General features: G+C 31.2%; 9 protein-coding genes. 5 read left to right on the top strand and 4 right to left on the bottom strand.

The features are described from left to right. The first annotated feature begins 8 nt into the window (after positions 1 to 8). From CUEA01_RS22155 to CUEA01_RS22145, 3 genes are all read left to right on the top strand, one after another. Complete coding sequence (locus CUEA01_RS22155) at positions 9 to 1,136, top strand: SGNH/GDSL hydrolase family protein (RefSeq protein WP_234124348.1); 1,128 nt, start codon at positions 9 to 11, stop codon at positions 1,134 to 1,136. Positions 1,137 to 1,771: 635 nt separating this feature from the next. Next, a complete protein-coding gene (locus tag CUEA01_RS22150; protein ID WP_234124346.1) occupies positions 1,772 to 3,415 on the top strand; it encodes a glycoside hydrolase family 43 protein in 1,644 nt (547 codons plus the stop codon). Positions 3,416 to 3,810: 395 nt separating this feature from the next. Next, the gene (locus CUEA01_RS22145) at positions 3,811 to 5,073 is read left to right on the top strand and encodes a glycoside hydrolase (RefSeq protein ID WP_234124345.1); all 1,263 of its coding nucleotides are present in this window, start codon (positions 3,811 to 3,813) and stop codon (positions 5,071 to 5,073) included. A 209-nt stretch (positions 5,074 to 5,282) separates the two neighbouring features. Here the strand turns inward: CUEA01_RS22145 and CUEA01_RS22140 are convergent, their stop codons facing one another. Then, the gene (locus CUEA01_RS22140; protein WP_234124343.1) at positions 5,283 to 6,167 is read right to left on the bottom strand and encodes a DUF2225 domain-containing protein; all 885 of its coding nucleotides are present in this window, start codon (positions 6,165 to 6,167) and stop codon (positions 5,283 to 5,285) included. A 414-nt stretch (positions 6,168 to 6,581) separates the two neighbouring features. Here CUEA01_RS22140 and CUEA01_RS22135 point away from each other — a divergent pair, with 414 nt between their 5' ends. Beyond that, entirely contained in the window at positions 6,582 to 7,826 is a 1,245-nt protein-coding gene (locus CUEA01_RS22135) for a hypothetical protein (protein ID WP_234124341.1), read from the top strand. Between the two features lie 257 nt (positions 7,827 to 8,083). Here CUEA01_RS22135 and CUEA01_RS22130 read toward each other — a convergent pair whose 3' ends face one another. Continuing rightward, on the bottom strand, positions 8,084 to 8,965 hold the full coding sequence (locus CUEA01_RS22130) for a DMT family transporter (protein WP_234124340.1): 882 nt from the start codon (positions 8,963 to 8,965) through the stop codon (positions 8,084 to 8,086). A gap of 154 nt (positions 8,966 to 9,119) precedes the next feature. Here CUEA01_RS22130 and CUEA01_RS22125 point away from each other — a divergent pair, with 154 nt between their 5' ends. Beyond that, positions 9,120 to 9,560, top strand: coding sequence for a pyridoxamine 5'-phosphate oxidase family protein (locus tag CUEA01_RS22125; RefSeq protein WP_234124338.1), 441 nt, complete (start codon positions 9,120 to 9,122; stop codon positions 9,558 to 9,560). 421 nt (positions 9,561 to 9,981) lie between these two features. On the opposite strand, the gene CUEA01_RS22120 is transcribed toward CUEA01_RS22125, so the two are convergent. Next, positions 9,982 to 10,758, bottom strand: coding sequence for a DeoR/GlpR family DNA-binding transcription regulator (locus CUEA01_RS22120; RefSeq protein ID WP_234124337.1), 777 nt, complete (start codon positions 10,756 to 10,758; stop codon positions 9,982 to 9,984). Between the two features lie 196 nt (positions 10,759 to 10,954). After that, positions 10,955 to 11,362, bottom strand: coding sequence for a DUF3021 domain-containing protein (locus tag CUEA01_RS22115; RefSeq protein WP_234124336.1), 408 nt, complete (start codon positions 11,360 to 11,362; stop codon positions 10,955 to 10,957). Positions 11,363 to 11,364: the final 2 nt, after the last annotated feature.

The raw sequence follows: 11,364 nt of genomic DNA, 5'->3' as shown, positions 1-11,364 counted from the left end.
CGGGTAAAATGAAAGAAAATGAAAGTTTAAAGCTATATATGCTGTCGGATATTAAAAACTTAAAGGTTCACGGGAGAGTAGCAGGAAGTCTTTCACCACTAACTTTATTTTGGACGGGAAGTGGTATTGAGTTAAATGTAAAGGGCTCAGAACTCTGGATTGAGGTTGAGGTAGATTATGATATGTATGAACCTTGGATTAGTGTACTTGTAGATTCTGCCCTTGTAAGCAGACAAATTTTAATTGCGGGAAGATACTGGGTTTGTATATTTAGGAATATGGATGAAAATGATGTTAAAAATCTCCGGATTGTAAGAGAGGTACAAGCCATGAATGGAGATCCTGATTGTTCTTTAAAGATACATGCAATAAAATTTAATGGTGAATTTTTGCCTGTTTCTGAAAAGCCATATAGAATTGAGTTCATAGGAGACAGCATTACTTCTGGGGAAGGAACAGTGGGAGCTAAAAAGGAGCAAGAATGGATTCCTATGTGGTTTAGTGCAATAAATAATTATACGTATATGACAGCAGAAGCCTTAAATGCGGATTATAGAGTTATTTCTCAGAGTGGATGGGGAGTTCTTACAAGTTGGGATAACAATCCTCATTATAATATTCCAGAGTATTATGATAAAGTTTGTGGTCTCCTTACTGGAGAAAAAAATAAAGCTTTAGGTGCTTTTGAGCAAAATGATTTTTCTGCTTGGCAGCCAGATGTAGTTGTTGTTAATCTTGGGACAAATGATGCAGAAGCTTTTAATTCACCAGAGTGGAAGGATGAAGTAACTGGAGAAACACATAAACAGAGATTGAGTGAAGATGGTACTTACAATGATAAAGATTTGAAGGCTTTTGAAGATGCTATTAAGGCTTTTTTAATTAAGCTTAGAGAATATAATAAAAAAGCGCATATTGTGTGGGTATATGGAATGCTCGGAATACCTGTGATGCCTTCAATCTATCGTGCCATAGATAATTTTATTAATGAAACTGGAGATAACAAAATTACAGTGTTTCAGCTTCCGAATACAACAGAAGAAACAGTTGGTTCAAGATGCCATCCAGGAGTATTAGCTCATAGGAAAGCAGCTGAGGAGTTAAGTGAATACTTAAGAGAAATTTTAGCAAAATAGTATTAAAAGCTGTTTATCTCTAGATATATTACTTCAAAAATATAAATTACTAATTCCAAATGTATCCTTATAACAATTTTTTTAATTCACAATTCACAGTTCACAATGCACAATGAATGATACACATACTAGGGGTTTGGGCGTAAAGCCCATGTAGGTTCTTTAACTTAGTATAAGTACTTTCAATAGTAGTGCAATAAAACTTTGTATATTAATAAACTTACGTCAGGTAAATCTTAAACTTAACTGTTGTCAGCTTCGCTGAAAACAGTAATTACGCGATTGCGTAAGCAATCAAAAATAAGTTATAAGATTTTCTGTAGCAAAGCGGAAGAAAATCATCCTTCATTGTGAATTGTGCATCGTGAACTGTGAATTGAAAATCATTGGCTTTAGGATAAATTTGGAATTTTTAATTTTGGCATTTCAAATTCACTATATAAATAAAATTTTATTGTAAATATTGTAATAAAATGACTCTTTTTTAGATATTAACTGTAAGAAGGAGATAATTTGATGTAAAAAAGATTATTTACTTAATATTGGGTTTTATTAGAATTGATAAAATACTACATAATACATATAATTATGGTAATGGATGTAAAGTAAAAAATTTATATAGGGGGAATTTAAAAATGATAAGAAAATCAGGAATATTTTTATTAACTGCTTCATTATTAATTAGTCTTTCTGTGAATACTTCTATAGTGAATGCAAATGAGAGTAAAAAAAGCATTGTAAATAAAAAATTTTCCAATAGCACAAATTTATTATTAGCAGGTTTAAGCAAAAATTCCATAAATAATGGTTTGCTTGAAAAACAAGTTACGGCAACAGGAGTTACAAATGCTCTTGCGAAGCTTCCAGGAGACTCCAATCCTCTTATTACACATAAGTTTGGAGCAGATCCATTTGCTATGGTTTACAATGGCAGGGTATACGTTTATATGTCTAGTGATAAATTTGAGTATGATAGAACTGGAAATATAATTAATAACGATTATAGCAACATTAAAACAATAAGTGTTATATCATCTTCTGACATGGTTAACTGGACAGATTGCGGTGAAATACCAGTTGCAGGTCCTAGTGGTATTGCAAAGTGGGCAGCTAATTCATGGGCTCCAGCAGCTGTGCATAAGGTTATAAACGGTAAAGATAAATTCTTTCTTTATTTTGCAAACAGTGGAGGGGGAATTGGAGTATTAACAGCAGATAGTCCAATTGGACCATGGACAGACCCTCTTGGACAAGCTATAGTTACTACTAACACTCCTGGAGTTGGTAATGTTCCATGGCTTTTTGACCCAGCAGCATTTATAGATGATGATGGATCTGGCTATTTATATTTTGGTGGTGGCATACCAGGTGGTCAGTATCCAACACAAGCGCAAATTGCAAATCCAAAAACAGCTAGGGTTATAAGATTAAGTAGTGATATGATCCATACTGTTGGAAACGCAGCAGTAATTGATTCACCCTTTATGCTTGAAGATTCAGGCATAAACAAATATAATGGCAAATATTATTATTCTTATTGTTCCAATTTTTCTGGAACACATCCAGCTGGAAGTCCAACTCCAGGAACAATTGCTTATATGACAAGTAACAATCCTATGGGACCATTTACTTACAAGGGGACTTTTCTTAACAATCCAGGATCATTTTTTGGAGTAGGTGGTAATAATCATCATGATATTTTTCAATTTAACAATCAATGGTATGTAGTATATCATGCACAGACTCTAGGAAAAGCTATGGGAATTACAAAAGGATATCGTTCACCTATGATTAACAAACTTTCATATAATCCAGATGGAAGTATTAATAATGTTACAGAAGATATGAAAGGTGTACCTCAGGTAGCTAATCTTAATCCATATGTAAGAACAGAGGCAGAGACAATTGGCTGGAATGGTGGCATTTCAACTGAAAAATGTCAGGCACCAGGAAGTATGGTAAGCAGTGTTAATATGGATGTTACAAATATAAACAATGGAGATTGGCTTGCCGTATCAAAAGCTGATTTTGGAAATGGCGCCAAATCCTTTAAAGCAAATATTGCATCGACAGTAGGTGGTCAAATAGAAATACATTTAGACAGTATTGATGGACAAGTTATTGGTAAGCTCAATGTAACTCCAACAGGTGGAGCACAACAGTGGAAAATAATGCAATGCAATGTACAAAGCGTTAGTGGTGTACACAATATTTTCTTTAAGTTTACAGGAAATAGCAGCCAAAACTTATTCAATATTGATTATTGGCAATTTAATTAAAAACTAATAGAGATATACAACTTGAAACTTGAAAATTGCAAGTTCCAAGTTTATCCTGACAAATTACAATTTATCGGGGAGAAGCCAAAGTACAAAGTACAGAGTACAAAGTACAATGAAGGACGATTTTTCTCCGTTAGCACTGCGAAAAATCTAAAAACTTATTTTTTTATTGCTGCGCAATGGCACCATATATGGTGCTCAGCGAAGCTGACACCATTTAAGTTTAAGATTTACCTGAGAGAAGCGAAAGGCAAATCATCATTCACTGTACTCTGTACTTTGTACTTTGTACTCTGCTTTTCAAATTGTAATTTTACAGGATGAACTTGGTAAAAGCAATTTTAACTTTTCAAATTGCTTATCTATAAATAAATTATATGGGGGATATGAAAATGAATAAACGAGTAAAAAAATTAATATTATCTTTAATGGTTGTTTCTATAACGTGCCTGCCATTTGTAGGTGGAAATACATCAATTAAAGCGGCTGCAAATAGCGTTACAGTAAATTTAACAGCTAAAGATCAGGTGATTAGAGGCTTTGGTGCGTCTAGTGCATGGTGTGGAGCTATTAATGATACTTGTATGGATGCTCTTTATAAAAATATAGGACTTAATATTTTAAGAGTCCGCATTGCGCCAAATGATGGTTGGAATAGAGGAAATTACAGTGCTTGGGCAGATGAACTTTCTAATGCAAAAAAAGCAGAAGCGAGAGGTGCTATTGTATTTGCTACACCATGGACACCACCAGCTTCAATGAAAACTAATAATTCAACGGTAGGTACAAATGGAGCATCCTTGAAACCTTCTTCTTATGGTGATTATGCAAATTACTTAAAAACATTTGTAAATTACTTTGCAAGCAATGGAGTTCCTTTATATGCACTTTCTATTCAAAATGAACCAGATTGGCCAGCTTCATATGATGGCTGTAGTTGGACAGCACAACAATTGCATGATTTTATTAAGGGTTATGGTGCTACATTATCTAAATCAGCTAGAATTATTATGCCTGAATCTTTAGGCTTTAATCACGCCCTATCAGATCCTACACTTAATGATCCAGCTACTGCACCTTACGTTTCAATTATTGGAGGCCACCTCTATGGAGCTACTATTCAGGATTATCCTTTAGCACGTAGCAAAGGAAAAGAAATATGGATGACAGAACACTATTTTGAAGGGGAAAATATATCTACTTGCATGAATATGGCTAAAGAGATTAATGATTGTATGACAGTAGGAAATATGAGTGCTTATGTTAATTGGTGGATATTTAGCAATGACAATGGTTTATACAATCCTCAAACTGGGGTTACTTCAAAAAGAGCAGATATACTTGGTCAATATTCAAAATTTATTGGTGCTGGATACAATAGAGTTGATGCTACAACTAATCCTCAAACAAGCGTTTATGTGTCAGCTTATACAGGAAATAATAAAGTAGTTATTGTTGCTATAAATCAAGGAACTTCTAATGTAAATCAAAGCTTCAATATACCAAATGCTAAAGTTTCTAAAGTTTCCTCATGGATAACTTCATCAACTGCAAATATGCTTGAATCAAATGCCAACATAAATGTTGTTAATGGAAGCTTTACAGCAGCACTTCCAGCACAAAGTATAACTACATTTGTAGGAAGTTTACAATAACACAATTCTAAAAAGCAAGACTAGTATAGATGAGCAATATGAAATTTGAAAAGCAGAGTACAGATGACAGAAGACAGTGAATTAAGAGTTACCTTTCGCTTTTCAGGTAAATCTTAAACTTAAATTGTGTCAGCGAAGCTGACACAATTTAAGTTTTCACATATAAGGAAACCTTTTCAACTATTAATATGGTTTCGCCTTAGTTATCTTTAAAACGACTTAAACAATTTGGAAAGCAATCCCTCTTTTTTCTTATTTTCAGTAGTATCTGCATCACTAATATCTTCAGTAGTTTCTGCATTTTTTAATTCTTCCCTTATTAAGTCTCTTTGATCCGCTGCAATTTCTTTTATCTTTTTATTTGCGATCCTAGAAGTTATTACATCACCTAGATACTTTAATGCTTCATCGTAATTTCCGGAACGTCTATTTAATTCACCTATTAAATACATTATAGCAAAACTATCCATACCATATATAGGAGTGGCTTCGTTAAGATAAGCATCCTTGAATCCGATAAGAGCATTTTTTCTAAATAATTCCTCATTTTTTGTATCCCCAAGTTCTCTATATAACCATGAAAGTTTTAAGCAATTCATAGCCTTTTTACTAGCTTTTGAGTCAATAATTGAATAATTTAATAGTGATAGTTTGTATCTTTCAATAGCTATGTTTATATCATATATTTGAGGATATTTTTTGCCATGCCATTTTGATGCAATGTTTTTTTGTATACCCTCTATCTCAAATTGCCTTAATTTATGAAAATCAGCCTTCATAGCAGCATAACCGCAGGTGTTACATAATATTACATCGTAAAAGTATGGGTTTATAATCTCGTAGGTTATATAAAAATCACTGTCCCTCTTTTTCATTCTATAACCACTAGTTTTTACTGTACGAGCTGAGAATGTGCTTTCACATACAGGACAAGTTATTTCTTTATCATATAAAAACATATCTTCTGTTAATTTTGGTTTATTTTTATGTTCACTTTCCTTTTCTTTTTCAGGTTTTTTATATATTTCAATGTTACTTATATCTGTAAAACCTAAGTCTTCTAATCCCGAAAAAATGTTTGAATCTTGCCCCATGATGAGTATACTTCCTTCCTTGTTCTAGTTCTAAAAATATTAATTTAGGTGCTAGTGCAGCTTATGATATCCGTTTTAAGCATTTAGTTATTTAATGTTGATTAATGCTGTTAATTTTATTATTATACTTATTTGCGCAATTATAAATGAGTAAAATTTACGTAGTATTAGGTTATTAAAATTATAATGCTTATCATAGAAAAATTTATATAAGATAATTATAGCAGGAATTATGAAATAATGTAAGATTGTGATATAGGGAAATAAGTTAGGTACAGGTATAAATTTTGAGTGAAAGCAATTGATGGAAATATATATTTTTAATAACAAAGTAATAAATTTCTAAAAAATAGTGTCGATAATATAAATGTTAATTAAATACATTATTACTAGTCTAATCAAAAGGAGATAATTATGGAAATAAATACAAACAATAGTTTTCCTAGTTTAAATAAATGTAAGCTAGATATAAATAAAATATTAAATCAAAAACAGATGAAACCAAGCGATACAACAGAAGAAGAATTATTTGAAGCTACAAAGAAAAATTATGATCAACAAGTTAAAGAAGGGGCTGCAACAAATTATTGGGCGGGCTTGTATGCAGCTGATAGTTGTGGTGATATTAGCTCAAATCAAAATGAAAAGATAATAGGTATACTTTGTTCAAAAGATTATACCATTACAGATCCTCAGTTTATGACTAATTTTGTAGCAAAGGAAAGCTTTTATGAAGACACAATTAAATCAAAATATTCAGGAAAAGAATTGCAAGACAAGCTTGACGATTTACATAAAGTTGCTGACGATGCTTTAGATAAATTATCTGATGCATTTGCCAATGGTATAGGAAATTTTATGAATGGAAATTTAGGTTGGCTTTATGGGGAATATACAAATACAGCAGGAATTAGTTCGCAAAATTTTGATGTGAAGGAATTTAAAAATCATATAGTAGATGTAGTGAAAAATGAAGAAAAGACATTTAATAATATAAAAGCACAAAATCAAGATGAATGGAAACAGGTAATAAACAATTATGGAGAAGGTCTTCAGAAATTTACTGCTAAACTTGAGAGCTTTTCTAGTTCAAATTCAACTAATAGCAATAGATTTGAGGATATGAGCTATGGCGATATTAAGGCACTTGGTACAGTAATAAATTCATTGGGTGGAGGTGAATATACTAATTCTGCAGCAGATTTAGGATCATATCTTGGGCAAATGAAGCTTAAAGGTGATATTATGATTGAAAATTCTAATATGTCGAGTAATCTAAAACAAACGCTATCAAAGGTCATTTCAAGAAATATAGCTACTAAAATTGCTAGCTTTTCTAACTCTCAGTATACAATTGGTGGAGAGAGCGAAGTACTTAATTCCTTTAGTTCTTTTGCAAAGCTTTCTAATACTAATTTACAACAATTTCGTACAGAGTACTCTAATAGCCTAAATATGCTTAAAAACTCTTTACTTCAGGGTGCTTCAAATTCAAGTGAATCACCATATTCTAATAATGTTAGATTTGCAAATGACATAATAGCATTGCAGGTGAATAATTGGAATAGTTTTGTAGATAAATTAAACTTAAGTAATGATACAAAAAAATATTTGTATGTAAATGGCTCTAGTGGAAACACGATAGACTCTACAATATAGGTATATAACTTAAAAAATTAAAATTGCAAATATTAAGTTTCTGCTCGACAAATTACAATTTAACTAAGAGTACGGAGTACAGTGAAGGATGATTTTTCTACGCGAGCGTATAAAAGTCTTAAAACTTATTTTTTATTACTTACGCAATTGCGCCATGTATGGTGCTCAGCGAAGCTGACAACATTAAGTTTAAGATTTACCTGAGAGAAGAGAAAGGTAAATCATCATTCACTGTACTCTGTCATCTGTACTCTGCTCTAAAAATTGTACTTTGTATTTTTTTCTTTTGCGAGTATAATCGTTGAAATTAGTATTAAAGTGCTCCCAAGTAATATTGCAAAGGTTAAAACTTCATCTAGAAATAATACACCTAAAATTATGCTAACAATAGGTTCAAAAGTTCCAAGGATAGATGAAGATGATACACCTATTATTTCTATTGCCTTTAAAAGTAAAATTATTGACAATATAGTTGAAATTATGGAGATTCCTAAGCAACAGCTTACAATTTTAAGGTTAACATTTAAAACTATAGAATTATTGAATGTACCACATAGAACTGTACCTATCGTTGAACCTAGGCAAAGGTACATTGTAGTAACTCTATTGTCTAAAGATTTTATAGATTTTAAATTGAGAGCAATTAAAGTAATTCCATAAGCTAGACCTGAAAATAAAGCTAAAGAAACACCAAAGATATTTATAGTAGCACTTTTAAAGCCAACTAAGGAGTAAACACCTATTGCGGCAAGTAATAGAGATATTATTTTTTTTATGCTCATTTTGGTTTTAAAAAATACAAAACTTGCTATGCAAACAACAACTGGATATATAAAATGTAGGGTAGTAGCAAGTCCAGCGCCTAAATAATTATAGGATATAAATAAAGCTTGAGTTGTTATTGTGTATCCAGTAATACCGATAAATATAAGCAATAATGCTTGACGTTTTTTCAAGTTAACATTAATGTCACTAAGTTTTAGATATGTAAATAATATTAGTGTTGAAAATAGAAATCTAAATATTAATACTGTTGTTGGATTAGAACCATTAGCATATGCAATTCTAGCTAAAATAGGCATGATACCAAAGGCTGTTGAAGATAGAAGTGCATATGCTATTCCTTTGTAATTATTCAAAATTTGTCCCCCTATTTTATACAAGAAAATAAATGTCTTTTAAAAAACAATTATATATTATAGCATAAAAATGTTTAATTGGTGAAATTGTGATACAATATGATTAAAAGTATAATAAAGGATTAATTGTATATATTTACATGGGGGTGTTAGTGTGAGAAATGCAGAAAAAACAGTAGGAAATTTGATTGATAAAGTTGGAGTAGCAATCATTAGTTCAGTAGATGAGGATGGATTTCCAAATACTAAGGCGATGTTACCACCAAGAAAAAGAGAAGGAATAAAACAATTTTATTTTACTACTAATACATCATCAATGAGGGTAGGTCAATATATAAAAAATCCAAAGGCTTGCATATATTTTTTTGACAAACGTTTTTTTAGAGGCGTAATGTTAATAGGTACTATGAAAGTATTACAGGATGAAGCATCAAAAGAAATGATTTGGCAAGATGGTGACGAAATGTACTATTCTAAAGGTGTTACAGATCATGATTATTGTGTTTTAAAGTTCACAGCAGAAAAAGGGAGATTTTATGGGAACTTTAAATCGGAAAGCTTTAATGTCGTGCAAGAAGCAGTGACTTTGGAATAAGTAAATTAAAATTATTGCGAACAAAGGTGTAGTGCAAAACAAAATAATAAGTGGAAGCTCTGCATAAAAATGATGCGATTAATGGCATCTTGAAATCTTAAATAAAATTAATAAATCTAAGAGACTAAATCGCAAAATTCTAAGAAATTTCAATAACTCGCAAGAGGCAGCTCAAACAATTGAGATTTCTAAGACTTTTGCGATTTAGTCCCTAAGATTTATAAAATTTTATTTAAATATTTCTTCAATGCTATTCCTCACATCATTTTTTTATGCAGAGCTCCCACTTATTATTTAAGTTTTTGTACTATACCCTTGTTTGGATAAGTTTTAATATATATTGAAACTAGCTCAACTATCAAAAGTTAATAACTCTAAATTTTGCACTACACCTTTGTTCGAAATGTTTATTTAGTGTACACTATTTTTCAACAACAACAACATCTACTCCAAGCTCTTCTATTTTCACCAATTCATCTTCTAAGGCATCCCAATCAGTTATTAAAGTATCAAATTTATTTACATCACAAACTTTAATAAATGCCCTAAATCCAATTTTTTGATTTGGCATTAATAAAATGTTTTTTCTGGCATTTTCAATAACAGCTCTTTGAAAAGTAGCAGTTTCATCAGTTCCATTGGATAGTCCAAATTCTGCATCAACTCCTCCACCAGTCATAAGGTTTATATCAAAATGCATGTTTTTCACAAAAGAAGTTGCAAAGCTGTCTACTATAGAGGCGGGGCCGTTTTTGCGGATTTTTCCACCAACAATATATAAAGTAATGTTATCCCAATACTTTAATTCTTCGGCTAGAGCAGCACAGTTTAATACAAGGGTGTACTTTATATTTTTTGGTAGATATTTTAGCATGATGAAACCTAGTGAAGCACTGGTAAGGTACACAATATCATTCTCTTTAATAAATTCTGCTCCTTTTTTTGCAATGGCAGCATAATTATCGTAAATCTCCATGTTTTTCATATCTCTCACTCTAGAAGGTATAGCACCAACTTGCATTAAAGGTATAGCACCTCCATGGGTTCTCTTAAGTAATAACTTTTCTTCAAGTATTCTTAAATCACGTCTTGCAGAATCAACAGAAATGTTGAATTTTTCTTGTACCTCAGCAACAGAAACTCTTCCTTTTTCACTAAGCATTTTTAAAATTTCTTGATGACGTTCTTCAATAAACATACAATATCACTCCATAATATTTATTAAAGCATGGATATACGTTAATGAATATTCATGTTTGTTAATATAATATAACATTTATTAATGCATGTCAACTAAAAAATGCAAAAGCATTAATAAACATTAATTAAATAAGAGTAAATAAGGAAAACACTAATTTTCCCAGGATGGAGTTTTTTTCTCTTTGCTATTAATTTTACCTTTGCGATAATTTCTCATTTATTTTTTTTATCTCATGTATTAAGTTCAAGTACCTAAATAAACAAATTGCAGCATAAATTAAGATGAAGTTTATGGATAAAACAATAAAGTAAACTGATTTTACATTTCCATTGCCAAAAGTTGTATACCCTGAAAAAACCTCAAATGAAGACAATATAAAACCAACAAGCACCTCTGCGGCAAGATTCCAGTCATCAGTTTTAGTTATCATTGGCAATTGTACATATAAACTACCTATTACACACCATAGTATAAGCTGGTTAATAATTAATTGATATTCTTTTACAGGAGTGAATAATAAAATTAAATGCATTATCATTGTAATAAGAGCTGCAGCTAAAATAAATAAAATTCCTTTCTGCAATACCTTTTTTAAAAACATAT

Origin of the sequence: Clostridium hydrogenum (assembly GCF_021432385.1) — a bacterium.
Lineage (GTDB): Bacteria > Bacillota > Clostridia > Clostridiales > Clostridiaceae > Clostridium_S > Clostridium_S hydrogenum.
The sequence above is the reverse complement of the archived record's forward strand: the minus strand, read 5'-3'. Positions and strand labels throughout refer to the sequence as shown.

Excerpts from the sequence above, each read along its gene's own strand:
- CUEA01_RS22120 (WP_234124337.1), bottom strand. The coding sequence starts at position 10,758 with ATGTTTATTGAAGAACGTCATCAAGAAATTTTAAAAATGCTTAGTGAA.
- CUEA01_RS22115 (WP_234124336.1), bottom strand. The coding sequence starts at position 11,362 with ATGTTTTTAAAAAAGGTATTGCAGAAAGGAATTTTATTTATTTTAGCT.
- CUEA01_RS22140 (WP_234124343.1), bottom strand. The coding sequence starts at position 6,167 with ATGGGGCAAGATTCAAACATTTTTTCGGGATTAGAAGACTTAGGTTTT.
- CUEA01_RS22155 (WP_234124348.1), top strand. The coding sequence starts at position 9 with ATGAAAGAAAATGAAAGTTTAAAGCTATATATGCTGTCGGATATTAAA.
- CUEA01_RS22150 (WP_234124346.1), top strand. The coding sequence starts at position 1,772 with ATGATAAGAAAATCAGGAATATTTTTATTAACTGCTTCATTATTAATT.
- CUEA01_RS22135 (WP_234124341.1), top strand. The coding sequence starts at position 6,582 with ATGGAAATAAATACAAACAATAGTTTTCCTAGTTTAAATAAATGTAAG.
- CUEA01_RS22145 (WP_234124345.1), top strand. The coding sequence starts at position 3,811 with ATGAATAAACGAGTAAAAAAATTAATATTATCTTTAATGGTTGTTTCT.